This window comes from Roseimicrobium gellanilyticum, from assembly GCF_003315205.1.
Taxonomy (GTDB): Bacteria; Verrucomicrobiota; Verrucomicrobiia; order Verrucomicrobiales; family Verrucomicrobiaceae; genus Roseimicrobium; species Roseimicrobium gellanilyticum.
In genome coordinates, this window is the sequence record NZ_QNRR01000002.1 from 908857 (window position 1) to 932517 (window position 23661).

Sequence of the window (23661 nt, forward strand, 5' to 3'; positions counted from 1 at the left end):
CAGTTCGGTGGCCGGTATGCCGTCTATGTAGCAAAAAACGTCAGCCGTGCGTAGACACGGAAGCACGTATTGCACCTGCGGCGCTTTGCGCTTTGCCCTCATCGTTGTGGTTCTTCCCGTCGGAAAACGGGGCTGCGGAAACAGCGAGCCACATCTATTGAATCACCTTAACGATGTCAACGCAAAAATTAATGGAGGCGCAAAATGCCGCCGACCGAGACTTTCAAATGCTCCCACCATTCCTGCGCCTTATCTGGGTTGTTCATCACATACCTCGCAGCGCCCATGAAGACCGTGGCCGCGACCGATTTCCAATTAAACTTGTTCAGGAGCTCGACCTGCTTTGCGAGATACTCGATTCGTCGTTGAAGCTCCTTTATTTGCTCTGCGGTCGCTTCATTCTCGGTAGCAACATGGTGTTGGAGGTCGGTTAATGCTTCACGCAATGCTCGCCTTTCTGCAGGAGACCAGTTTTCAAAATCCTCTGGATGCTCCCACACAGGGCTATCGTCTTCTTCCAGACTGACCCACTCGTCTTGAGCAGCCTGCTCTTCAGCAAATAGGCGAACATCCTCCAGAAAGTAAAAAAAATGCCGGGCAATGATGGATAGGTCGTACCCGTCGTTCTTATTGCCAAAGACCTTTTCCGCTTTGTCTATAATTGGGAATTCCGGAGCGAACGACGTGCGCTCACAGTCAAACAGGTAGAAGTTCAGCGGATTATCCAGAACTTTAAAATAGAGCGGCGAGTCCCGGTATCTCCACAAGCTGTGGGTAATCTTCCGTTCCACCTTGCTTGAGTACTTGAAGTCCGCGAGGTCAAATCCGGCGTTTCGAATCCACCCAGCAACTTGGTTTTTTTGCGTTACAAGCATAGAACAAGAAAGCTAAAAAAAACCCGTCGTTGTTTCCGCAACGACGGGCGGGGTCAAAGACTCCTAGCTGCTGATGAGGGCAAGCTGGAATACAGTTAGGGGTTAGACCCGCGATTATCAAGACCTAATTGAATCAATTCTTATTTCATATTACATACATTGTAACAAGTTATTAAACGGTTGGCTGGACGCCTAGAGGGCACGCTTCTGCCCTCGTTTTGAGCGAATTCGTGCGATTTCGCTGCAAGCCGATTCCTGACCGCCGAGGCTCGGCGGACTACTTTCCTGACTCGCCAAGGGACTCGCGAGCTACGTTGGATGACGCAACTCGCGGTGCTTCCCTCATGGCAATTTCCTCTGCGTTCTCTGCGCCATCTGCGGTTGGCAGATGGCACCGAGCGCGGGTCTGTCGGGCTACGCCAGCAGCTCGTCCAGTTCCTCGTCGGTGACGCCGGCGAAGATGGCGGCGTCATCTTCCAAGGCCATGTCCATGACGGCGCGTTTCTTCTGCTGGAGAGCCAGGATCTTCTCCTCGACGGTGCCGCGGCAGACCAGACGGTAGGCCGTGACGGGCCTCCCCTGCCCGATACGGTGGGCACGGTCGATGGCCTGGGCTTCCACGGCGGGATTCCACCAGGGGTCGACGAGGACGACCTCGTCGGCGGCGGTGAGGTTCAGGCCGTAGCCGCCGGCCTTGAGGGAGATGAAGAAGAGCTTCTTGTTCGGGTCGGTCTGGAAGCTGGCGACCTGGGCGGGTCGATCGGTGCTGGAGCCGTCGAGGTAGCAATGCGGGATGCCCTCGGCCTCAGCGTGACTCTTCAACAGCTTCAGCATGCCTACGAATTGGCTGAAAATGAGGGTCTTGTGACCGCCTTCGATGGACTCCTGAAGGAGTTCTTCGTAAACGGGCAGCTTTCCGGAGGAAAGGTTCGGGGCCTTGGGCTTGGCTGTGGCAGCGGATTTCTTGGCCTTACCTCCCTTGGTGGCGGGTGCCTCTACGACTTCCGCGGGCGCGGCGGCAGCTGCTCCCGCCTTGGGCACAGCCTTGATGCCCAACAAACTGAGATCATTGCACACCTGTCGAAGCCTCAGCAGCACCGTGAACATGGTCATGCGACTGCCTCCCTGGCCGGAGCGCTGGCGGGCGACGCGGATTTCCTCGCGGCCTTCCTCGAGGAGGCGGTGGTAGACGGTGCTCTGGGCGGCAGTGAGCTCGCACCAGAGGACTTTTTCAATCTTCTCGGGCAGGTCCTTGGCCACCTCCCGCTTCGTCCGGCGCAGGATGTGCGGGCGGATGAGGCGGCGGAGGCGCTCCATGATGACGGCCGAGGGCGACTTGGTGCTGCCGGATTCGGTGGACTCGGCCGTGGGGGCCGAGGGGCCGAAGGCAGCACCGGCGCCAGCACGGCTACGCATGGGCGTGTAGGTCGGAGCGGCGTTCCCAGACTCGGCGGCAGCGGCCTTGGCCAGGGGCTTCACGAAGCGCTCGTTGAAGTCGTCGTAGATGGGCAGGTAGCCGGGCAGGGTGAAGGAGAAGATGGACCAGAGGTCCTTCACCGAGTTCTCCACCGGGGTACCGGTGAGGGAGAATCGGGACGCGGCATCGAGCTGCCGGACGGCACGGGCAGACTCCGTCTCCGGATTCCGGATGTAGCTGGCTTCATCCAGTACGATGGCGGCGAACCGGATGTCCCGGTAGTAGTCCAAGTCACGCTGGATGAGCGCGTAAGAGGTGAATATCACGTCGAACTCGGCAAGCTTCCTCAGGGCGGCGAAGCGCTTCGAGTCGTGGGAAATGTGCGTCTTCAGCTCCGGCGTAAAGCGGGCGGCCTCGTCTGACCAGTTCCCCAGGAGCGAGGTCGGGCAAACGACCACGGCGGGTCCGAGCGTGGGGTCACCTGCACGAGCGGCGAGGATGAGCTTCAGCAGGGCAAGGGTTTGGACCGTCTTACCGAGACCCATTTCATCCGCCAGGAGCCCCCCACCGCCGGACCGGCTGTGGCGCTCCAGCCAGCGGACTCCCTCGAGCTGGTAGGGTCGCAGCATCTCCCCGAAGCGGCCGAGACGGCTGCGGATGACGCCTTCCTCAAGGAACGGCACCGGGTCCAGCAGTACTGGGCTGCCCGCCGGCAGGAAGGCCTCCAGCGCCTCCACCTGGCGGCTGCGGATGGCCACATGGTTCCCGCCAGTGAAGCGGGTATTCACATCCTGCAGGGTGGATTCCAGCTCCTCGCAGCTGTCCACGTCAATGAGGTAGCGTTTGCCATCGCGGCCCTGGTAGTCGCGCTTGCCACTGCGGATGAGGCGCAGGACGTCCTGCCGCGGTATGTGGAATCCGTCCGAGGCCTCGTAGGCCACCTCAAGGGACAGCCAGTCCTGGCTGGTGCTGGCACCGAGAGGCGCCGGGCCGGAGGCGGTCTGGGTCGGTGCGAGCGGTTTCCGCGGGACCTTGATGTGTGGTCGGATGATTTCGAAATTGCTGATGAGGTTCCGGAACCCGTCAGCCTCGGTCACTTCGAACCGTCGGCGGAGCTTTTGGAGATCTGATGAGAGGAAATGTAAAACCTCACGCTCACCCTTCATCTCAAAATGATTGGGCACATTTGTTGCCAGAAATCCCGTGGATTGAAACTGGCGCTGGAGACCAAATTCGACTGGGAAGTTTCTGGTGTAAAATACCAGTGTGTTTTGCTGGTCCTGAATGGGATAGGTCGCGTCGGAAGGCGGAGGCGTTTCTTGTGGGGAAACTCCAGCATGCCGGGAGGCGTCATAGTGCGGGTGCAGCAGGGACACTTGGGCCGTGAGCTGGCGCTGGGAGCCATCCAAGCGGCACTGGAAACGTGGGTTGGCGGGTATAAGGCGGATATTCTCCGCGCTGTCCGGACCTGGCGGGAGCTCGAAAAGCTCGGAGATCGCCGTCAGGTGGCTGGCGACCCAGGCGATAGGCTGCCGGACCGGAGCACCGGTAATGAGTGTGCTCCACATGGGCCGCAGGGCCTCAGGGACATGCGGTACAGCTTGGAGTGCATTCGCCCCCGAGTCGTAGAGCCAGAGCGTTTCGCCGAGTGTTAGCAGTGTGTGACCAGCGTCAGAAAGCTGGAACACAACGAATTGTCTCAACTTATCAACTTCAGAATGGAGAATCCAGCGTGCCGCACTGGAAATGATTAACTTATCTTTATTGATGCTTAAGACATCCGAAGTTTTTGCCGTGGAGGCTACCGTCGCTGGCTTGTTGACCCCTGCCCCACTGGGCAAGGTCGGGTGCACATCCGGGTGGTCGATGAGAGCCTCCAGCAGGTCGCTGAGGTCATCGGCCGGAAGGCGCAGGTGCTGGGGCGCGGTCTGCCCAAGAGGCAACTGATGATCGTGCAGCCACTTCGCAACGGGAAGATCGCGAGGTCCGTCCGCGTCCGGATTGAACTGGATGGTCACCGGCACGGACGCGGTCTTGGACCCCGTGAGCTGGGTGAAGTGCGGCGTGGAAATGTGGACCGTGTAAGTCCCAGCGGGTACGTCCTCCTCGCTCAACTCGGGTCGAGCTGGCTTGGCGGGTTCGGCGGGAGCGGCTGCTCCCGGAGCCCGGCTGCCGGGTGATGTGCCGGTGGCCGGCGAGAGCCCGGGCACCGAACCAGCAGCCCCCCCCTGCCCTGCGGCTGCCACAGGCTCGGGCCTTTTCCCCACCAGATGAGGGCTGATAATGGACAATGCCACGGCAATGGCGTGGCTGCAGATGAGACCACGGCGGGCGTCATTGCACCCGCACTTCGCCTCTGTCCGCATGCCGCCCGCAGCCACCAGGGTGGCGCGGAGAGCCCGCTGGCCGAGGCCCACGTCTCCTTTGAAAATGATGCCGTCCCGCGTCGCATTGGCCACCTGGCCTGTGCGCACGTATTCCCTGGCCGCTTTCATTGCCTGCCAGCCACCGATGTCTCCTAACCACTTTTCCGTTACCTCCATGGGGATTTGTCTTGCCGTGAAGGTGGATTGTGGTGGAATGCCCCGCTTGTGCAAGCTGAAGCTGCCGTATGAGGATTGTTGCGATTGCGAACCAAAAGGGAGGCGTGGGAAAAACAACCACGGCGCTGAATCTGTCCGCGTGTCTCGCGGCGAAGGGATGCCGGGTGCTGTTGATTGATCTGGACCCACAGGCGAATGCCACGAGCGGCTTGGGCATCGCCCAGGAAGAGGAAGGCAGCCTGTATCCGTGCCTGGTCGGTGACGCCCAGCCACAGTCCGTGATCCGCAGCACACGCCTGCCGAATCTCTCCATCATCCGCAGCCATCAGGAGCTGGCGGGCTGCGAAGTGGAGCTGGCCCAGACCGGCCACCACCTCACCCGCCTGCGGGATGTGCTGCACCCGCTGCGGTACACAGGCCACTTCGACTATGTGATCATGGACTGCCCGCCCTCCCTGGGCGTGCTGATGACCGGGGCGCTGGCCGCGGCGGATGAACTGCTGGTGCCCATCCAGTGTGAGTACTTCGGGCTGGAGGGTCTTTCCAAGATTGTGCAGATCGTGCAACAAATCCGCGAGAGCGGGGCGAACCCAAACCTGGCGCTCGAGGGCATCGTGATGACGATGTTCGACTCGCGTATGAATCTCTCCCAGCAGGTGGTGAATGACGTGCGCGGCTACTTCGAAGGCGTGGTCTATCAAACCATCATCCCGCGGACCATCCGCCTGGGCGAGGCCCCGAGCTTCGGCAAGGCGATCATCGAGTACGATCCCTCCGGCAAGGGCGCCCAGGCGTACACGTCGCTGGCGGAGGAATTTCTCGCAAGGCATGGCGCGCCGGCAGCGGTGGCGAGCGCGGCGTAGTTTCCGGTGAGTGGTGCGGCGGTGGTTCTTGTGAGAATGCGATGCTCTGGACATTCACGGCCAAAGAACTTTCGGCAGGCCACTACTACAGTGAGGCAAGGCGGTACGATGGCAGGAGCCTTTCCCGCGATGGTGGTGAAGATGCCATTGGCGAGACGATACAGGAGGCTTACATGGCTGAGCTGGCCCTGGGCACGCATGAGTTCGAGGCGTCCTATGACGTCACCAGGAGCTTTCTCTGGAAATGGAGCGCCAGGCGGAATACCGAGAACCCGAACTCGTGGGTCGTAACCGGACCGCTGGACAAATGCGTGATCTACAACGCAGAGACCATGCTGCTGAGAGTCGCGCTATGCGCAGACGTAAGCACCTGGCAGGGTCGGATAGCGGAACTGGCAAAACCCAACTGTGGTTACTTCCATGAGCTCGTCAGGCTCTAACTGTGACGACGAAAGGTCCATGGCCGGGGAACTTCTCGCTCAACTGCTGAAGGATCAGGGTTGCGGTCCGGGACAGGTCATCGGTGCGGAGACGCGCAGCCGCAGCATGGACTACCGGGAACGCGGAGAGGATATCCCCCTCATCATCCTGCCCAAGGCCAGGGGTGAAGTGGTCCAGCAGTTTCGCGACGTGGCCCTACAGAGGTGTCGATTGGAAAAAGCCTTCGGCAATCTGGACAGCCTGGAGTTAGACATTCAGGAGTAGGAAGCCATCCAGGATTGCTTCGCCAATCCCGCAGAGGGATGGGAAACATTTCGCAGCCGTTTTCCCCAGTCAAAGGGACTCGTGCAGGCGAGCTGCCCGGCATTCACCCCCGACTTCAGCCAGGCGATGATCGAGTACACGGTCATGGGTCCATTTGGGGAATGTTGCCTCTATCAGAGGGAAGATGACCAATGGAGATTGGTGGAAAAGAAATGCCTCTGGATAGCATGAGCGGTAACACGACCACCCACCCCGCCCTTTCCATTGTTGCCCCTGCGGGTGACTGGATTCGCACGGGCAAAAAGCCGCTGGAGATTCGGCGCTGGCAGCCGGAGGAGCTTCCACTACGGGACCTAGTGATTGTGCAGAATAGCATCCAGCTGGGTGGCGATGGACCTGCCGAAGATCCCAACGGCATGGCCGTGGCGATCGTGGATGTGGAGTCGGTTGCAGCGTGGCGGGAGGATGAGATCGAGCCTGCCTGTGCGACCTACTGGGAACCGGGCTGGCTGGCGTGGCCGTTGGTGAATGTGCGGCCCATCACGCCACCCATTCCCTGCCCTGCCCGCTTGAGGATTTATTCGGTGGAATTGCCATTGCGTGGCGAGGTGATGCAGGCTACGCCCTCTCCCAAAACGAGCCATGAATCCCAGGACCCAGGAGTTGATTGATATCGCACGTCCGCTGGTCCGGAACCTCACCTTGGGACGTTCCGATTTCTCTGCGGCCACCGTGGCCTCTGCGATTCGCACTTCGAGCGGGAATGTCTACACGGGCGTGTGCATCCACCTGAGTTGCGGCCTCGGCTTCTGTGCGGAGCATGCGGCGGCGGCGGAGATGATCAAGGCGGGCGAGACGCGCATCGAGACCATTGTGGCGGTCGCGGAGGATTGCATCCTTTCGCCGTGTGGCCGGTGCCGGGAGTTTCTCATCCAGGTTGACCCGGCAAATGCGGAGGCCAATGTGGTGCTGGAGGGTGGTCGCGAGGTGAAGCTCGGCGATTTGCTCCCCCACCATTGGCTGGTATCTGGCACTGAGGTTACCTCCTGATCTGAGACACATGACCTCCCCCACCCGCATCCACATCACCGGCGCTTCAGGCTCGGGATGCACCACGCTTGGGCGGACACTGGCAGAACGGCTGGGCGTGCCGCTGCTGGATACGGATGACTATTTCTGGCACGCGACGGTGCCTCTGTTTCAGAAGAAGCGGGACCGGGAGGAGCGGAATGCCGGCTTGAAGCGTGATATGGCCCTCCACGCGCAGTGCGTCATTTCCGGCTCGGTCATGATGTGGGACTCGGAGCTCGATGACGCTTTTGATCTGGTCGTCTTCCTCCACGTGCCGGATGAGGTGCGCATGGCCCGGCTCATCGCACGGGAGACGGAGCGCTTCGGCACGCCGGACGCTGAATTCATCGCTTGGGCGGCGACGTATGAGACGGCGGACACCACCACCCGCAGCCTCGCGCTGCATCGGGAGTGGCTGGCGCAGCGGACGTGTGATATCCTGCCAATTACAGGCAACTACACCATAGAGGCAAACGTGGCGCGAATACTCTGTCACCTGGGAGAACCATCGTCTTCGTCTACACCGCCATGCCCTACCTTCAGCTCGACGTAAACGGCCGCCATGCGGTGCACAACAAGCGGCAGCTCGCGCAGCGCCTCTGTGAAACCTACGCCCGCCTCATGCAGGTGGATATCCGCCGCGTGAGCGTGGCCATCCGTGAATCCGGCGAAGGAAGCCTGTGGCGCATCGTTGAAGGTGAGCCGGTGCCCGTATCCGTGCTCATGTGCGACATTCGCCGTGGCCGCTCGGCTGAACAGCGTATGGAGGTGGCCAAGGCTCTGTGCCAGGACTGCTGTGAGGTCCTGGGCTTGCATGAGGATCGGCTGAATGTGGAATTCACCCAGCACACGGGAGATGAGATGTATCATCCCACCTTGGGAGGTTTCAGCCCGGAGTGGAGCGAGGAAGAGGTCGGTGCGACGGTGGGGCAGTGAGGGGACGGTGTGTGGTGAGACGCGTGACGCTCACGGTTGCTCGTGTGTGAAATTGTAACCCCACTCCAAGTACCACTGCTGATACCTGCGGAGTAGCAGCTTCAGGGGAGGAATGTTGGTCGCTGCCCAATCGTAAGGATGCGAACCTTGGGTGAGCCATGGAGGAATACCTTCGCGTTCAGAGAGTCGATCTGGACCGCTGGAGAACATGGGAGGTCTATAAAACAACCCCCGAAGGGCCGGAATGGCCAGCGTGTAAATCATGAGCACAGCAAGGGCCGCGACAATCCACAAGGTGAGGGAACCTCTCTTGCGTGGCGACATGCTGGCAATGTAGGGGTAGCATCTGAATTGCAAGCTGCTTCGAAAGCTCTGAGCGGGAGAACGCTTTTCTGCCTCTTGATTTCATCTAAAAGGTGACGATGGGATAGCTTCTCGGAGAGCCATGGAGTGTACCATCCGTCAGGCAAAATCAGAAGACGCAGCAGGCATTGCGCATCTCATCAAAGTACTCGGCTACGGGTTGAAAGCCGATGACGTGCCCGCACGTCTGGAAGACTACGCCAACGACGCCAGCCGTGTATTTGTGGCCGTGCATGAATCAGGTGCGCTCGTGGGCTTTCTGAGTTTCCACGCCATTCCCCTCTTCCATGAGCCGGGTGCTTTGGGACGCATCACGGCGATGGCCATTGATCCGGAGCACGAGCGCCAGGGCATCGGCACCGCGCTGGTGGGCGCTGCGGAGGAGTTTGCCCGCGTCTGCGACTGCCTTCGCGTGGAGGTGACCAGCGGAGATCGCCGGGAGAAGGATGCGCATGTCTTTTACGCAAAACTGGGTTATGCCTCCGACTGCCGCCGCTTCCTGAAGAGACTTGAGAAGACCCCATCATGAACCTGATCATGTTCGACATCGATGGCACGCTCACCGCGAGTGACGTGATGGACGGCGAATGCTTTGTGCAGGCGGTGCGGGACGTATTTGGATTCGAAGACGTGAGTTCCGACTGGAGCCTCTACCGGCACTGCAGTGACTCGGGTGTGCTGGATGAGCTGTTCCACACACGCGTAGGGCGTGCCCCACAGCCCGATGAGGTTGCCGAGGTGCAGGCCCACTTTGTGAAACTGATGGAAGCTTCCATCGCCGCGCAGCCACTCAAGGCCATCCCAGGCGCGAAGGAACTGCTGGAGGTGCTGCTGACGGAGTCCCGTGTGGCCATCTCGCTGGCCAGTGGTGCGTGGGAATGCTCTGCACGACTGAAGCTGAGAAGCGCGGGGTTGGACTTCCCTCACATCCCCGGCGCCTTTGCCGATGATGCGCATGCCCGGGAGGACTTCATGCAGGCCTCGCTGCAGCGTGTCGCGCAGAAGCATGGCCGCGAGGAATTCGACTCCAGGGTCTACATTGGAGACGGAGTGTGGGATGTACGCGCCTCCCGCAATCTGGGCTTTGGATTCATCGGCATCGCCAGCGAGCAGTCACGCATCCAGCGGCTGCGGGATGAAGGGGCCAGCGTCATCTTCCCGGACTTCACGCAGAGAGATGCCTTCCGCGCAGCGCTGGAAACGGCCCGCGGGCAATCGAGGATGTGAACACGCTGCGCTTGTGAACGAGACATCCATCCTTCGCAAACTCCGGCCTGATGAGCTGCCGGCACTGCTGGAACTGTACCGGCATCTCCATGAGGACGATGATTGGCTTCCGTCTCCAGCCGGCTATGAGCAGGTGTGGGAAAGCATCTGTGCGAATCCCCTGCTCCACTACTTTGGCGCGGAGGTGACCGGCAGACTTTTTGCCACCTGCACGCTGACCATCATCCCCAATCTCACTCGTGCGGCTCGGCCCTATGGCGTCGTGGAGAATGTGGTCACGCATCCGGATTTCAGGAAACGCGGCCTCGCAACTGCCCTGCTGAGGCACGCTCTTGATTTCGCCAGAAAGGAGAACTGCTACAAAGTGATGTTGTTCACCAGCCGCAAGGACGAAGCCACGCTCCGCTTCTATGAGCAGGCGGGATTTCAGTCAGGCGTGAAAACCGGGTTCGTGGCGAAGCTGTGATGAGGGAATCAATTTCCAAGAACGTTGTTCAAAAGGCGTGCCCCTGTGTCTTGCGAAAGGGCCCTTCAGGTTACGAATTGCTGGTCTTTGAGCACCCACTGGCCGGCCGGCAGATTCCCAAAGGCACGATTGAATCCGGGGAGGATCCCAGCCTCGCGGCCCTGAGGGAACTGGAGGAAGAGTCAGGCATCAAGGCGGCTGGCATCTTGAGCCGCATTGCGAAGATGGAGATTCTGCGTACGACGTCTCTGTATCCTCACAAGGAGGTCCCGCGACTAGAATCTTGGCATCTCTACCACCTGGAAGTGCCGCAGGAAGTGACTACGCGCGAGCACTGGGTTCACGCGGCGGAAGGCAGCGCAGATGAGCAGGGCCTGCCGTTTGCCTACTTCTGGTTTCCCATCGAATCCTCCTTCGAGAGCTTCGAGCATTACTGGCATGAGGTATTGCTGGCCGTGCAGAAGTACTGCGCAGGCCTGTCGTTGTCGCAGTCACCCACGGATGCATCATGATTCGCGCTGTCTTCTTTGATCTGGATCGCACCCTGTTGGATCGTGACACCTCATTCGCAGCGTTTGCCTCAGCGCAGCACGGCCGGTTTGCGCACCGGATGCCGGGGATCGATGTGCGGACTTATGTGGACCGTCTCGTCTCGCTGGATGCGCTCGGCTCGGTGTGGAAGGATGTTGTGTACCAGCGGCTCATCCCCGATCTTGGCATCGCAGGTGTCGAATGGGAGGAGTTGTTTGCAGACTTCGATGCGCACATCGCGGAGCACTATGTCCCTTTCCCCGCCCTGAGCGAGGTGCTCGCAGCGCTCTCCAGGGAATACGCACTGGGCATCATCACCAATGGCAAAGGTGAATTCCAGCAGCGCACGATTCGTGCGCTGGGCATCGGCCACTACTTTCAGACCCTCTTGATTTCAGAGATGGAAGGCGTGCGGAAGCCGGAGGCTGAGATCTTCCACCGCGCTGTCGCCCATCTTGGATGCAGGCCTTCGGAGGCCGTGTACGTGGGAGACAATCCTGAAGCAGACGTGCGGGCCGCCCGTGCCGCGGGATGGAAAGCCATCTGGAAACGCAACGCCGCCTTTGCCGAGCCTGGGGCCGATGGCATCATTGATCGTCTTGAGGAGCTTCCTTCCTTGCTGAAGACACTGGACTCGCGAAGGTGAGATACCCATGAAGCATCGCATCCGTGCCGCCGCCCTCGTTGTGCAGGAAGACAGCATCCTGCTGGTACAGCATGTGTATCCGGACACGGGTGAATCCTTCTGGGTGCCACCGGGTGGAGGGATGGAGGATGTGGATGACTCCATCTTCGGGTGCGCCACCCGTGAGGTTTTTGAGGAGACCGGTATCACCGTGACGCTTTCGCGCATCGCCTATATCCGCGAGTTCTCCGAACCGGCGACCGATACCATGCACATGGAAATCTTCCTCTATGCCGAATCTGCTGAAGGCAGCGTCACCATTGAGCATTTGCCTCCCGGTCAGCCCGATTCGGACATGATCAAGGAATCACGCTTCGTCAGGCGCGAGGAACTCGCTGCGCTCACGGTGTATCCGGCCGAGCTGAAAGATGTGTTTTGGGAACATCATGCGAAGGGTTTCCCGGAGACGCACTATCTCGGTCGCACCCACTGACCAGGCCCCGATCATGAAGCTCCTGCTCTTTGGTCAAATCGGCTCAGGGAAATCTTATGTGGGAGAACTCTTCCAGCGCAAATTTGAGATTCCTTATCACGATGCGGACCGGGACCTGCCTGAGGAGATGAAGGAGGCCATCCGCAACCACCAGCCGATCACCGAGGAGATGCGGGATGACTTTGTGGAAAGGATCATCGGACGCATGCATGAGCTATCGCAGCTGCATGCGCAGTTCTGCATCGCACAGGCTCTCTTCAAGAACCGGCATCGGCTGCGGATACTGGAGGCCTTCCCGGACCTGCAAATGGTCTGGGTCCGTAGCAACGACATACTCATCCATACGCGACTGCATGAGCGTACCGGGCACGTTGCCAGCCAGTACTACGCGCAGATGGTGAACCCAAACTTCGAGGAACCCGCCCATGCTCATCAGGTGATTGAAAACACCGGTGATGAAACATGGGTCCACCACCAGATGCTCTCCGTGCTCACAAACAGTGGCGTACGGAGCGGGGGTGACTGCCGCCGCCTCTGAAATCATTCCGCGTTCGTCTCCTCGACCTTGATAGCAGTCTGGTGAATTCCACCGCCGTGAAGGTCCAGATCATGACAACCCCGAGCCAGTGGTACGCTCTGCCTCAGGAAGAAGTGTTCGTTGCGTGTCATGCCGCAACTTGACGTCCCCGTCACGACGCCCTACCAGAGACGCATCTTGATTGCGCACATTCAATCCAGTCTTCGTGAGGCGCAGGATGCCCTCACCCAATTGCTCTCCAACGAGCAGACCCTTTCGGAAATCGAGCGTGCCGCGACCCTGCTCATTGCCACCTTTGAAAAGCGTGGCCGCGTCTACTCCTGTGGCAACGGTGGCTCCATGTGCGATGCCATGCACTTCGCTGAGGAACTCACCGGTCGGTATCGCCATGACCGCGCTGCCTTGGGCGCCACCGCCATCAGCGATGCGGGCCACCTCACCTGTGTCAGCAATGACATGGGATACGAGCGGGTTTTCTCACGCTATGTGGAAGCACATGGCCGCGAGGGTGATTGCCTCGTGGCGTTGAGCACCAGTGGCACCAGCGAGAACATCATTCAGGCAGCGATTCAGGCAAAGTTCATCGGAATGTCCGTGATCGTCCTCTCGGGAAAACGCAGTGAGGAACTGGCACACTTGAGCGATGTCTACCTCTGTACTCCCGGCGGTCAGTATGCTGACCGCGTACAGGAGCTGCACATCAAAGTCCTGCACATTTTGATCGAGCTGGTCGAGCGGCACTTCTTTCCGCAAAACTACTCCCGTTCACAGGGCTCCTGAGCGCATGTTTTTGGCAATGCCATTACGCCTGCCTTTCCAAAGATGAACGACCACAGCGCAACGCCCTCCCCCTCGCCTGCCCGCGTCAAACGCCGCCTCGGTTTTCATTTCGCTCTCGCGGGGCTCATCATTGGCTTCCTGGGCCTTGGCATCGCAGCCTACCGGATGTCAGTGGAGTCCGAAGCACCGCCACCGCCCAAGAGTGAAAAAATCGCGGAAGTGCTGTCCAACACTATCAAAAAGACGGCTGAGAAGCTGACGGGGAAGAAGGGCCAAACGGAAGCTGCACCTGAATGGACGGCCTCCCGCAAGATGGGACTCGCAGCCTCCATCTGCGGATTCCTCGGCGTGGTGCTGGGTTGCCTGTCGTGGCTGAAAGGCGAGCGCTACCGGTGGACCTGGGCATCACTCGCGGTCGGCATCGCCGCACTGGCATGGTCCCACGTGGTGGTGGCGGTAGCAATTGCAGTAGCCGTAGCAGTGTTTCTGATGCTGTTGGGCTCCTAGCCTGCTGCCGCATGATGTCTCCGGCAGGGGTCATCGAAGTGCCCCCTTGCACGGGCGAGTCTGCACTACACGCTGACCTTCACTTTCGGAGCATCCTGCTTCACGGATTCCTCGGTTTTCTTGCCCAGAGACTCCCGCACGGACACATTCTTTTTGAGGCCATCGAGTTCCTGCGTGTGCTGATCAAACTCGGTTCTCTGCTGTTTGGTTGCCTTGACCGTCGTTTCCGCGTCCACCTTCTCGATGGCCACCTCCTCAAGGCGCTTTCGCCAACCCATCGCGAAGGTTACGGCTCCGGTGAGTTTATTTTTAGCACAGGTTCATTTCTTCTCCAGAATCCCGTCCAAAGCTAAAATGCGGGACGGGAAGGGTCTGGACCCCGGTTCGAAGGGGCCCTTGCCGCCTCAGAATCCCCCTTGCGCCCGCCCTCTTTCTCTGGCATGAAGACCGCCCGCTTTTTCACCTCAATTCCATGAGCCAGACCCCATACCGTACCCATCACTGCAACGAACTCCGTCCCGAGCACATCGGGATGAATGTGACGCTGTCTGGCTGGGTGAATTCGGCTCGTGACCAGGGCGGTGTGATTTTCGTGGACCTCCGTGACCGTGAAGGCGTCACGCAGATTGTGTTCCGCTCGGAAGAGAACCCGGAAGCCGCCAAAGCCAGCCATAAACTGCGCGACGAAGACGTGATCCAGGTCTCCGGCAAGGTGGTGAAGCGCCTCGAAGGCACGGACAACGACAAGCTCGCGACCGGCAACGTGGAGCTCGTGGTCTCCGACCTCAAGGTCCTGAACAAGGCCGCAGTGCTCCCCTTCCAGATCGACAAGGAACTGAGCAACGAAGACCTGCGCCTGAAGTACCGCTACCTTGACCTGCGCCGTCCGCGAATGAACAAGAACCTCCGCCTGCGCCACCGCGCGGTGAAGGCCACGCGTGACTTCCTGGACTCTGCCGGCTTCGTGGAGGTGGAGACCCCCATCCTTTCCAAGTCTACGCCGGAAGGCGCCCGTGACTTCCTCGTGCCGGCCCGCCTGAACCCGGGCCGGTTCTACGCGCTGCCCCAGGCTCCCCAGCAGTACAAGCAGATGCTCATGGTCGCCGGCCTGGAGCGCTACTTCCAGATCGCCCGCTGCTTCCGCGATGAAGACCTGCGCGCGGACCGTCAGCCCGAGTTCACCCAGATCGACCTTGAGGCCAGCTTCATCACGGAGGAAGACATGTACTCCCTCGTGGAAGGCCTGCTGCAGAGCGTCTTCAAGGCGGCTCGCGGTGTAGACATCCCCACCCCCTTCCCCCGCATGACGTGGAAGGAGGCGATGGACCGCTACGGCATCGACAAACCAGACACGCGTTTCGGCAACGAAATCGTGGACCTCGGCGATGTCTTCGCGAATACCGAGTTCAAGATCTTCCGCAATGTCCTCCAGAGCGGCGGTGTAGTGCGTGCCATCAATGCCAAGGGCTTTGCCTGCCTGACCACGGGTCAGATGAACCGCCTCAACGAGATTGCCGTCCAGGCGGGTCTGCCGGTGAAGAATCTGGCCTTCATCAAGTTGGAGAACGGTGAGTACAAATCCCCGCTGTGGAGGATCTTCACCGAGGAGGAGAAGGCTGCCGTCATCGCGAAGACCAACCTGGCGGAAGGCGACATCGTCTTCTTCGTGGCCGGCCCTTGGGAGAGCACCTGCACCATCCTTGGTCGTGTGCGTCTCGAAGCAGCCGCCATGCAAGAGACTTTGAAGGACAGCGACGCACTGAACTTCCTCTGGGTCGTCGATTTTCCCCTGCTCGCCTACAGCGAGGAGGATGCGAAGTGGTGCGCGGTGCACCATCCCTTCACCCGTCCCAAGACGGAGGACATCCCCCTTCTCGAAGCGGGTGAATACGCCAAAGTCCGCGCCGTTGCATACGACGTCGTGCTGAACGGCACCGAGCTCGGCGGAGGTTCCCTGCGAATCCACGAGAGCGATCTCCAGGCAAAGATGTTCACCGTGCTCGGCGTGAATGATCACGAGCAGCAGGAGATGTTCGGCCACATTCTTGAGGCCTTCCAGTTCGGCGCGCCTCCCCACGGTGGTCTCGCCCTCGGTCTCGACCGTCTCGTCATGCTCGCTGCTGGTGAAGACAGCATCCGCGAAGTCATCGCCTTCCCGAAGAACAACCGCGGCCAGGAACTCATGACCCAGAGCCCCAGCACCGCCGACTTCAAGCAGCTCCGCGAAATCTACATCCAGAGCACCTTCAAACCGAAGACCAAGGAAGAGGAGCAGAAGGCGCCTGCGGCAGTTTAAGGAGGTTAGACCTCTGGTCTGACAGTGGACGTTGGGCCTCCGGCCTGACGTCTGGCCGTCGCTCGGTCAGAAGGCTGCAAAGTCATCTGTGAACGAAAGCACCGTGCATTCCGTCAACTCACTCAGCGCTCTCTTTTGACCATCAGTCAGAGCGTTGTGAACCAGCAGGACTTCCGCCTCGCTAGCGTTGATCTGAGAGACCAACTCCTCCACTTTTCCGGTACTGAAGAGTGTGCGCTGACTTAGCGGCCGGTCCATGCGACTCGCCCCTCCTGGCGTCTTCGAGCGGGAAACTCCCCTGCGCTGCAGGAGCCGACCAACTGTCAATCCCCCCAACTGCCGGACCGCAGATTCCATTTTCTCCAGGATTCGTTCGGGGGTCTCATGCCGTGCGGACAAGAGAGCACAAACGAAACATCTCTTGTTTCGAATCGCTTTCACGGCATGAGGTAATCGTTCAGCGTCCGCCCAGCGCAGGTGGACGGATGAAACGTCGTGCAGAACACCCAGTCCTGCATTTCCTGATCATCAATCATGACTCTCGGCTTCGGCAAGAAGGCCACGAAGCACTCCTCGATCCCAAGCTCTATCGCAGTTTGCCTGCAGTAGTCCGCTCCGCCCGCACTCCACAGGTAGAGCTGTGCTCCGTCGACCTTGAGCTGCCGAACGTGCTCAATCACGTCCGTCATCGGGATGCGCGTGGTTCCGACGGTTGTCACCAGCGTGCCGTCGACGTCGATGAAGAAGATCATGGAGTCGCCATACAGGGGAATGCAGGAGCCGTCCAGCATATGCCCGTCCGCCCAATCCCATCCCCTCTCCGTGCCTGGATTTGGCTTGCGTCTTCCGGAGGAATTTTAGACGATGACCTTGCCCACCGTGTCCGGATTCATTTCGGGAGACGCTCTCCGTAACATCAGCTTCGCCTGACCTATGACCACCTCTGAAAGAAAACAGATGCTGAAGCGGAATACCATCCTGTGGCTCGTGGCCATGGTCGCGCCGGGCATCTTCCACATAGCTCTCGGCTCGACTCGATTCCCTTGGCCCATCATCATCCCTCTCCTGCTGTTGGGGTGCCTCCTGTCCTCAAATAACATGCTCTCCAAAGCAATGGGCAGTCCATCAGACACTCCTGCGGGAACGAACCAACCCTGAGGACGGAGTATAAGGTCATGGATGCCTCCGTTCCGTACACGGGAATTTCAGTGCGGTGCGGCCAGTGCGCCATGTTCATGGCGACTTCTTCTCCAGCATCCGCCAGCACCAGTCCGAATATCCCTCCAGGGGAATCCGCAAGGGCGTATTGTACGTCAGCCAGTGATAGGGTCTTCTGTAGGCTTGTAGCCACCCAGGCGGCATCTCGTTGAGCATCCATCCGTCCGCCACGAATGCAGTCCCCTTAAACGTACTCCTGGTCACCCACTGCGGCTCAAGCATGATCCCGCTCACTACCGGTACACTCAGGAGATAAAGAAAAGGCACCGACAGGACCGCAAGACTCCAGCAGGTCACAGACGGTTTGCTGGACGAGGAGGACATGCGTGGATGCTGCTTACTATTGTTCCAGCATGCAACCACGGCAAGCTTCCGTGCTTACATGCATGCATAGCCTGTCGAAGCTATTTAATATCCATTTATCCACCTATCAGAGTTCACCTCAAGACGAAATAGTTTCATGACCCGCTTGCGCGGGAAGCGGTGCGTGCCTACGATCCGTGCTGCTGTGCATACACGGTTGTATGCACACAAAAACTTCCTGGTCTAGTTCAGCTGCCCAACCATCTTCTTCCAACCGGGCCCTCATATGGAATTGTGGCAAGCACTCTCAGTCCTTGGAGCATTGGCCCTTATAGGGCTCCTGTTTCTGCTGGTTCGTAAAGTTCCCGGCATGGCAAAGCGCAATCAGGATTCCAGTGCTCCCGTCGTGAGCGCCTCCACGTCGAAGGGCGTGACCGTAGATTACCGCTCGAAGGTCTACCTGATGTCCAAGACGGAGCGCTCGTTCTTTGGAACCCTGCAGGAGCAGATGGATGGCAAATTCGTCGTCTTCTCCAAGGTACGCCTTGCGGATATCGTGAAGCCCGTGTCCGTCGATGGCCCTTCCTGGTGGACCGCCTTTCACCAGCTTTCCTCGAAGCACATCGATTTCGTGATCTGCGATCCGGCCAGCCTCGCCCTGGTGTGCTGCATTGAGCTGGATGACGCTTCCCATGAACGGGATGACCGCAAGGGACGCGATGGCTTTGTAGACGCCACCTTGGCGGCCGCAGGCATTCCGTTCCTCCGTTTTGCGGCGTCCAAGGGCATCAACTCCCATGAAATTCGGGAGAAGTTCTGGCTCACGATTGGAGCCCATGTGCCCTGAGGCAGGTGCAGGCCCATCACTCCCAAACTCACGGGGCAATCGGCAGGATGGGTGGCGGCTTCAAAGGGATGCCGCCGCTTGAGCTACGACCCATGTCTTTGATGTCTTCCTCGGCCTGTGCCAGGTATCCCTTGCACCACCGGAAATACGAGTCCGAAATTTTCTGCACTGGCTTGGGCGAGTTTTCATAGGCCCAGAGATAAGGGCTGCCGTAGCTGCGCAGCCAGCTGGGCACCATGATCTGGCCCCCGCTTCCACGGGAGAAATACGCGACAAGCGGATTCACGCTCAGCGCGTACAGGCCAATCAGAATCAATACCGGCAGAACCCACCTCGGCATGAAGGAATGGTGTCCCAGAAGCCCCTGACCGCCACTGCAAAGTTGGCGTCGGGGGGATTTTCCACGGGTCCACGATGACGTGAAAACAAAAGGAGCGTCACAACTGGTGAGGCGCTTACCAACTTCCCATAGGGCTGGGATTCATCGCCTCCCACCCTGACCCCCGGAAACGACCACTCACCCTCCAGCGCAGATCCACGTCTCCACCCCATCCCCTCACCATGAGTTTCCCCTCCTACAATATTGCTGTGGCGGTGCAATTGCTGGGCCTGCTCCTCGTCATGGTGGGCATGGTGGCCATGCACTACCTCAAGGGAAAAGAGGAGGCCGTGTTCCGCATCCAGGAGAAGGTCCTGCGTGCTCAAGCGGACCGGGCTCGGGACCACCTCGATGACCCGAATGCACCCCGCTGGATCACCAAGGGCCTGGAGCGGGACCTGAAAAATTTTCTCCGTGCGCATCCGCCCGTGATTCTGCACTTTGGCGCGTTGAAAAATCATCGCGAGACAGTGACCTTCGCTCTGTCTCTTCAGAAGGTGTGCTATGCGCAGGGTTGGTCGTCTTCATTCCAGATCATTGATCCCGTCGTGGGTGTGCCCGTGCCGGTAAACGTGTGGATCACCGGCGATGCGGACTATCGTGAGGCCTTCGCGCACATCTTGCGTACCCACGGCATCAAGGTGGAGTATGTGGGAGCCACGCTGGATGGATGGAGCTACGGTTACGATGATGCCGGCCTGGGTGTGTATGTAGGTGTGAAGAAGGGGTAGTCATTCGAGGCAACTGGCTGAGCGTTGGAGGCGCACCACCACACCCCCTCCCGCGGGCGATTCATGGGACATACAACCCCCACTGCTATCCCATGAGAATCTTCGTCTACATCCTTGGATATCTCCTCCTCATCGGCGGCCTCGCCTGGGGCGCGCTCGTCATTGGTGTGCCTCTCCTGTACGTGCAGATTGCCGCGGTCATTTTTCTGGGCCTTGGTCTCATCGGCGCCGCTACGCGGACGCGCACGGCTCACGTAGTGACCACTCCACCCGCGACTACGGTGGTGGATGACAGGCACTCCCTGTAGCGCCAGCCTTTATCCAACAAGCACCGGCTGCGGCCCTCATGGCGTGGCAGCTGGTGCAGGCTTCAGGATGTGCGCAGGCTCCACACCGGCAGCAGTGCTGAAGAGGTCCACCTTGTCATTGGGCGGCTCATCATAGAGGATGCCATCGCGCGTCTCCACCACGTACGGCCTGCCAGTTGTGACGGTGAAGACGGTCACCACAGTGCCGTCAGATGCCTTGATGTCTGCCCGCAGGATCGGCCTGTTTCTAGAGGATGGCGTGCCGGTAGGTGGTGGGGTGACCAGCGTGACATCACACTCGCCCGGCACCAGCGCTTTGGAGAAGCCATCGTCCACCGTTCCCACCTGTCCATCAGGCAACTTTCCCGTGTTACGCGCTCTGGTGTCGGGGATGGCGAAGAGCATTTCATCTTCGCAGAGTCCGCTCTGGAATAGTTCGCGGAAAACTTCATTCGAGGTTTTTCCTTCGGGATACCTGCCGTCGTTCCCCATGGCATAGACGAGGAGCGTTGCGTTGATGAGCATGAACTGCCCCTGCACTTTCTTCGCCACCTCAAGAGCCTCTTCACGGCTCAGGTTCGCCCCTGCAGGCTGAGGCGCTGTTGCAGGAGTCTTCGGAGGCTGCTCCATGCGTCGTCTTGCCATCTCAGGCACCTCCACCTCCGCTTTGCCAATGTCCGAAAACGTCGCAGTGACATTGAACCCCTGCGTTCTTCCACCCTCCTCAAATCGCTGCTGCATTTCGAACAGTACCGGGACTCCCTCCACGACTTGAACGCGTACGAGCAACTTTGCGGGAATGGTCACCCCCTTCCGCTTCTCCACACCGAGAGCCTTTGCCGCTTCCACAGGTGCCAGCTCACAAGTGTAGAAGTCTCCCTCCTTTTTGAAGGCGGTGATCCTGCCTGAAATGTCCCCTGCCATATGGATGGGCAGCTTCCCGCCCGTGAGCAGCATGAGGTCTCTGCGCATGGGTCTGGGCCCTTGTCCCCGGGCTTCCTCTTCACCCTGCGGGTGTAGCAGGTCTCCTACGCTCTTCCACCCCTCGGGCAGCTTGATCAGACCTTTGCGCTTCTTGAAGACAATCTCGTACGTGCTGTTCGACGAGGCCTGCGTAAGAAACGCCCAGCCATCCCGCTCCGCCTTGCCACGTATGTCCAGAGCGCTCTGGGGTGTCCCGGGTACGGTCTCCGTGCGCCATTGGAAGCTGTGGTTGGACGCTTCCGCGAGTTTGCGAAAAGCCGCCTGCACCTCAGCATTGGCGTCCTGTGCCTTGATCTGGTGCATCCCGATCAGGAGGCAGCCGACACTGCCCATGGCCACCCATCTGCTGACTCCAAGGCGGCAGGCACCCAACCACGAAAGCGTCTTCATAAGGCCATCCCTTTCATTGCCGGTGATGCCGGCTGTTTGAATTCGAAAATCATCTGGCGGGCGCTTGGGGGAGAGCGCACGGGATCGAGGCCTTTTGCTTGTTAAGATAACAGAACGCCAATTCTCCGGCAAGGCCACCGGCAGCATTTCTCTTCAGGGTCACCCGCTATCAACAGAAGATCATCTCTTTCCCAAAAACCGATTCCTCCACATGCGACTGTAAGCGTCCAGGGGCACCTTCAGCGGGGTCTTTTCAGACAGCCATGCATAGGGTCGGATATAGGCAGTCGTCATCCATGAAACATGCTTGGGGTCCTTGGACAATGCTCGGAAATACACCGGTGGTGCGGTCAGCAGGTACAGCACGAACATTGCGACGATCGAGAAGACCCAGAGGACGGTGTGGGACCTGCTGACCTCCTTTGCATCACAGTGTTCCGGACCGTCCATGCCAGGGATTGTGGCGTTCTCAGCGAAGGAAAGCCAGCCAGAATCAGCTTGCCTCCCTTTCAGGACCAATTTCAGCCACTTTCCAAGAACCACGCGGCTGACGGCTCGCGATCCCTTTGTTGGAGGGTGCCATGCATGAGAAATCAGCCGCCTCTTACGTGCTCGAGATCTGCCGGAGTCGAGGGAGGCAGTTCAGCCTGAGGGATATCGTCTCTCGAATCCACGAGCTGCATCCCGAACTCACTGAGGAATTCCCCAGCGTTTGGGGAGATCTGGTACGACGAAAGAAAGTGCGCGTCTGCTACACAGGAGACACGCTGCTGTATGAAGTGGTGATGACCAGTCACGGCCACCACCCCCATCACAAACAGCACTGACCAATACCGTCTAAACGGACAGCTTCTCCGAGCACTCTGCCTTCAGCAGATCGGCCAACGTCTCACGGCGTGAGATCATTTGCACCGAGCCGTCCTCCTCCAGCCAGAGCTGGGGTGCACGGCCGATGGAGTTGTAATTGCTGCTCATGGCGTAGCCGTACGCACCGGCATCATGGAGCACGAGCAGATCGCCTGCTTCCGGCTGCGGAAGATCGCGGGGCTGCAGGAGTTCCTGGTCATCACGCGTGAAGACGTCGCCACTTTCGCACAGCGGACCAGCCACCACGATGGGCACCTCCGGACGCTGAGCACCATCATGCGGAAGCACGGTGATGCGATGGTAGGATCCGTACATCGCGGGACGCACGAGATCCACGAAGCCAGCATCCACCATGGCAAAGGTCGCACCTGCGCCCTTGATGTTGTCGCGTGTGCGCTTCACATCCGTGACCTTGGCCACGAGGATGCAGGTCGGCGCCACATAGTAGCGGCCGGGCTCGATTTCCAATCCGATGGGACGTCCCGCAGCCGCCACAAGGCGCTCACGGCAATCCGCGAAGAGCTTCTTCAGACGCTCCAGAGGCACCTTCGCCTGCGGGTCGCGGTAGTTGTGTGGGATACCACCACCGAGGCTCACGGAGCGGAGGTAGGGAAGCTGCGGCAGGAAGGAGGCGAACTCCTCGGCAAGCTGCGTGAGGTTGTCCACCAACTCATCAAACTGCGGACCGCTGCCGATGTGCGCGTGCAGCATGTGAATCGGGAAACCCGCGGCCTGTGCCGCCTTGTTGATTTCCGCGAAGTCTTCAAACCAGATGCCATGCTTCGAGCTGGGACCGCCAGTATCGCAGGCGTTCACGTGCCCATGGCCGAAGCCTGGGTTCACGCGCACGGAGATCGCACCCTTGTATCCCGCCTTCACCAGATCCTGAATCTGCCCAGGGCTGCCGATGTTCGGCAGCACGCCGTGCTTCAGCACCACATCGAGGGCATTGTCGCGGAAGACGTCGCAAGTCAGGCACACCTGCGCCGGCTCCTGGCCCCCCTGGAAGCCAGCCGCCAGGGCACGCAGCACTTCATTGCCGGACACTGCATCGATCCAGATGCCAGCCTTCTGCATCTCCTGCAGGACTTTCGTAGCCGGGCAGGCCTTCATGGCAAAGCGAGCCTGCACACCGGGGCTGTCGGTGATGAATTTGATGTCGGCAATGCGCTGGCGCAGCGTCGCGGCGTCATACAGCCAGAAGGGCGTGCCTGCCGTGTTGGCAAGCTTTTGCAGGAGCTCAGGATTCAGTGTCATGGAAAGCGGGAGACAGGGGCAAATGCGGCCTGTGAGTTAAGCCGGGGTGGCGGGGCGTGCAAGTGTGGGGTGAAGTGGGTGGGAAGCGGAAAGGAATGGCCGCAAAAGAACGCAGAGAACGCAAAAGGACTGGTCAGGGGT

The 23661-nt window shown here is 59.6% G+C and carries 32 protein-coding genes; 22 read left to right on the top strand and 10 right to left on the bottom strand.

The features are described 5' to 3' along the window. Window positions 1-188 precede the first annotated feature (188 nt). Together DES53_RS09125 and DES53_RS09130 are read right to left on the bottom strand one after the other, a co-directional pair. Window positions 189-875: a hypothetical protein gene (locus tag DES53_RS09125; protein WP_113957911.1), complete on the bottom strand. Its 687-nt coding sequence runs from the start codon at window positions 873-875 to the stop codon at window positions 189-191. 414 nt (window positions 876-1289) lie between these two features. Continuing rightward, window positions 1290-4835, bottom strand: a complete 3546-nt coding sequence (locus DES53_RS09130; protein ID WP_113957912.1) for a DEAD/DEAH box helicase — start codon at window positions 4833-4835, stop codon at window positions 1290-1292. Between the two features lie 68 nt (window positions 4836-4903). On the opposite strand from DES53_RS09130, the gene DES53_RS09135 reads away from it, so the two are divergent. From DES53_RS09135 to DES53_RS09145, 3 genes are read left to right on the top strand one after another with little or no spacing between them, the layout of a single operon-like run. Beyond that, window positions 4904-5698 carry a ParA family protein gene (locus DES53_RS09135; protein WP_113957913.1) on the top strand — a complete coding sequence of 265 codons (795 nt, stop codon included), beginning with the start codon at window positions 4904-4906 and terminating at the stop codon, window positions 5696-5698. Between the two features lie 41 nt (window positions 5699-5739). Next, window positions 5740-6138 carry a hypothetical protein gene (locus DES53_RS09140; protein ID WP_113957914.1) on the top strand — a complete coding sequence of 133 codons (399 nt, stop codon included), beginning with the start codon at window positions 5740-5742 and terminating at the stop codon, window positions 6136-6138. Between the two features lie 19 nt (window positions 6139-6157). Beyond that, entirely contained in the window at window positions 6158-6403 is a 246-nt protein-coding gene (locus DES53_RS09145) for a hypothetical protein (RefSeq protein WP_113957915.1), read from the top strand. Here DES53_RS09145 and DES53_RS32890 read toward each other — a convergent pair. After that, on the bottom strand, window positions 6394-6549 hold the full coding sequence (locus tag DES53_RS32890) for a hypothetical protein (protein ID WP_170156969.1): 156 nt from the start codon (window positions 6547-6549) through the stop codon (window positions 6394-6396). The genes DES53_RS09145 and DES53_RS32890 overlap by 10 nt on opposite strands. An 81-nt stretch (window positions 6550-6630) precedes the next feature. On the opposite strand from DES53_RS32890, the gene DES53_RS09150 reads away from it, so the two are divergent. The 4 genes from DES53_RS09150 to DES53_RS09165 are packed head-to-tail and all read left to right on the top strand — an operon-like array spanning window position 6631 to window position 8410. After that, on the top strand, window positions 6631-7074 hold the full coding sequence (locus DES53_RS09150; RefSeq protein ID WP_113958147.1) for an ASCH domain-containing protein: 444 nt from the start codon (window positions 6631-6633) through the stop codon (window positions 7072-7074). After that, entirely contained in the window at window positions 7046-7453 is a 408-nt protein-coding gene (locus DES53_RS09155; RefSeq protein ID WP_113957916.1) for a cytidine deaminase family protein, read from the top strand. The genes DES53_RS09150 and DES53_RS09155 overlap by 29 nt, the downstream gene beginning before the upstream one ends. Before the next feature lie 10 nt (window positions 7454-7463). Next, window positions 7464-8027: an AAA family ATPase gene (locus tag DES53_RS09160; protein WP_113957917.1), complete on the top strand. Its 564-nt coding sequence runs from the start codon at window positions 7464-7466 to the stop codon at window positions 8025-8027. Continuing rightward, window positions 8003-8410, top strand: a complete 408-nt coding sequence (locus tag DES53_RS09165; RefSeq protein ID WP_113957918.1) for a tautomerase family protein — start codon at window positions 8003-8005, stop codon at window positions 8408-8410. Before DES53_RS09160 ends, DES53_RS09165 begins: the two co-directional genes overlap by 25 nt. 30 nt (window positions 8411-8440) lie before the next feature. On the opposite strand, the gene DES53_RS09170 is transcribed toward DES53_RS09165, so the two are convergent. Next, a complete protein-coding gene (locus tag DES53_RS09170; RefSeq protein WP_113957919.1) occupies window positions 8441-8734 on the bottom strand; it encodes a hypothetical protein in 294 nt (97 codons plus the stop codon). A 121-nt stretch (window positions 8735-8855) separates the two neighbouring features. Here DES53_RS09170 and DES53_RS09175 point away from each other — a divergent pair, with 121 nt between their 5' ends. From DES53_RS09175 to DES53_RS09215, 9 genes are all read left to right on the top strand, one after another. Next, entirely contained in the window at window positions 8856-9302 is a 447-nt protein-coding gene (locus tag DES53_RS09175; protein ID WP_113957920.1) for a GNAT family N-acetyltransferase, read from the top strand. After that, the gene (locus DES53_RS09180; RefSeq protein WP_113957921.1) at window positions 9299-10000 is read left to right on the top strand and encodes an HAD family hydrolase; all 702 of its coding nucleotides are present in this window, start codon (window positions 9299-9301) and stop codon (window positions 9998-10000) included. Before DES53_RS09175 ends, DES53_RS09180 begins: the two co-directional genes overlap by 4 nt. Before the next feature lie 13 nt (window positions 10001-10013). Beyond that, window positions 10014-10466, top strand: coding sequence for a GNAT family N-acetyltransferase (locus tag DES53_RS09185; RefSeq protein ID WP_245958127.1), 453 nt, complete (start codon window positions 10014-10016; stop codon window positions 10464-10466). A gap of 50 nt (window positions 10467-10516) precedes the next feature. Next, a complete protein-coding gene (locus tag DES53_RS09190; protein WP_170156970.1) occupies window positions 10517-10978 on the top strand; it encodes an NUDIX domain-containing protein in 462 nt (153 codons plus the stop codon). After that, the gene (locus DES53_RS09195; protein ID WP_113957924.1) at window positions 10975-11643 is read left to right on the top strand and encodes an HAD family hydrolase; all 669 of its coding nucleotides are present in this window, start codon (window positions 10975-10977) and stop codon (window positions 11641-11643) included. The genes DES53_RS09190 and DES53_RS09195 overlap by 4 nt, the downstream gene beginning before the upstream one ends. Before the next feature lie 7 nt (window positions 11644-11650). Next, window positions 11651-12115 carry an NUDIX domain-containing protein gene (locus tag DES53_RS09200; RefSeq protein ID WP_113957925.1) on the top strand — a complete coding sequence of 155 codons (465 nt, stop codon included), beginning with the start codon at window positions 11651-11653 and terminating at the stop codon, window positions 12113-12115. 13 nt (window positions 12116-12128) lie between these two features. Further along, on the top strand, window positions 12129-12653 hold the full coding sequence (locus DES53_RS09205) for a dephospho-CoA kinase (RefSeq protein ID WP_170156971.1): 525 nt from the start codon (window positions 12129-12131) through the stop codon (window positions 12651-12653). A 129-nt stretch (window positions 12654-12782) separates the two neighbouring features. After that, on the top strand, window positions 12783-13433 hold the full coding sequence (locus tag DES53_RS09210) for an SIS domain-containing protein (protein WP_113957927.1): 651 nt from the start codon (window positions 12783-12785) through the stop codon (window positions 13431-13433). A gap of 42 nt (window positions 13434-13475) precedes the next feature. After that, window positions 13476-13940: a hypothetical protein gene (locus DES53_RS09215; RefSeq protein ID WP_113957928.1), complete on the top strand. Its 465-nt coding sequence runs from the start codon at window positions 13476-13478 to the stop codon at window positions 13938-13940. Between the two features lie 65 nt (window positions 13941-14005). On the opposite strand, the gene DES53_RS09220 is transcribed toward DES53_RS09215, so the two are convergent. Further along, entirely contained in the window at window positions 14006-14218 is a 213-nt protein-coding gene (locus DES53_RS09220) for a hypothetical protein (RefSeq protein ID WP_113957929.1), read from the bottom strand. A 194-nt stretch (window positions 14219-14412) separates the two neighbouring features. Between DES53_RS09220 and aspS the strand changes: the two genes are divergently transcribed. Next, entirely contained in the window at window positions 14413-16236 is a 1824-nt protein-coding gene (gene aspS / locus DES53_RS09225) for an aspartate--tRNA ligase (RefSeq protein WP_113957930.1), read from the top strand. Between the two features lie 66 nt (window positions 16237-16302). Here the strand turns inward: aspS and DES53_RS34025 are convergent, their stop codons facing one another. Together DES53_RS34025 and DES53_RS09235 are read right to left on the bottom strand one after the other, a co-directional pair. Further along, entirely contained in the window at window positions 16303-16593 is a 291-nt protein-coding gene (locus tag DES53_RS34025) for an HflX-like GTP-binding protein (protein ID WP_113957931.1), read from the bottom strand. Between the two features lie 80 nt (window positions 16594-16673). Further along, a complete protein-coding gene (locus DES53_RS09235; RefSeq protein ID WP_113957932.1) occupies window positions 16674-16988 on the bottom strand; it encodes a hydrolase in 315 nt (104 codons plus the stop codon). A 181-nt stretch (window positions 16989-17169) separates the two neighbouring features. Between DES53_RS09235 and DES53_RS32475 the strand changes: the two genes are divergently transcribed. Next, window positions 17170-17394, top strand: a complete 225-nt coding sequence (locus tag DES53_RS32475) for a hypothetical protein (RefSeq protein WP_147263302.1) — start codon at window positions 17170-17172, stop codon at window positions 17392-17394. A gap of 733 nt (window positions 17395-18127) precedes the next feature. Then, complete coding sequence (locus tag DES53_RS09250; protein ID WP_170156973.1) at window positions 18128-18604, top strand: DUF2726 domain-containing protein; 477 nt, start codon at window positions 18128-18130, stop codon at window positions 18602-18604. A 28-nt stretch (window positions 18605-18632) separates the two neighbouring features. Here DES53_RS09250 and DES53_RS09255 read toward each other — a convergent pair whose 3' ends face one another. Further along, window positions 18633-18944, bottom strand: a complete 312-nt coding sequence (locus tag DES53_RS09255; RefSeq protein WP_147263303.1) for a hypothetical protein — start codon at window positions 18942-18944, stop codon at window positions 18633-18635. 221 nt (window positions 18945-19165) lie between these two features. Between DES53_RS09255 and DES53_RS09260 the strand changes: the two genes are divergently transcribed. Together DES53_RS09260 and DES53_RS09265 are read left to right on the top strand one after the other, a co-directional pair. Further along, a complete protein-coding gene (locus DES53_RS09260) occupies window positions 19166-19714 on the top strand; it encodes a hypothetical protein (protein WP_113957937.1) in 549 nt (182 codons plus the stop codon). Window positions 19715-19806: 92 nt separating this feature from the next. Continuing rightward, the gene (locus DES53_RS09265; RefSeq protein WP_113957938.1) at window positions 19807-20022 is read left to right on the top strand and encodes a hypothetical protein; all 216 of its coding nucleotides are present in this window, start codon (window positions 19807-19809) and stop codon (window positions 20020-20022) included. Window positions 20023-20058: 36 nt separating this feature from the next. Here the strand turns inward: DES53_RS09265 and DES53_RS09270 are convergent, their stop codons facing one another. After that, window positions 20059-21396 (bottom strand): hypothetical protein, encoded by a 1338-nt coding sequence (locus DES53_RS09270; RefSeq protein ID WP_113957939.1) that lies wholly within the window; start codon window positions 21394-21396, stop codon window positions 20059-20061. A gap of 581 nt (window positions 21397-21977) precedes the next feature. On the opposite strand from DES53_RS09270, the gene DES53_RS09280 reads away from it, so the two are divergent. Further along, window positions 21978-22223, top strand: a complete 246-nt coding sequence (locus DES53_RS09280) for a hypothetical protein (RefSeq protein ID WP_147263304.1) — start codon at window positions 21978-21980, stop codon at window positions 22221-22223. Window positions 22224-22233: 10 nt separating this feature from the next. On the opposite strand, the gene lysA is transcribed toward DES53_RS09280, so the two are convergent. Beyond that, window positions 22234-23520 (bottom strand): diaminopimelate decarboxylase, encoded by a 1287-nt coding sequence (gene lysA, locus DES53_RS09285; protein ID WP_113957942.1) that lies wholly within the window; start codon window positions 23518-23520, stop codon window positions 22234-22236. Window positions 23521-23661: the final 141 nt, after the last annotated feature.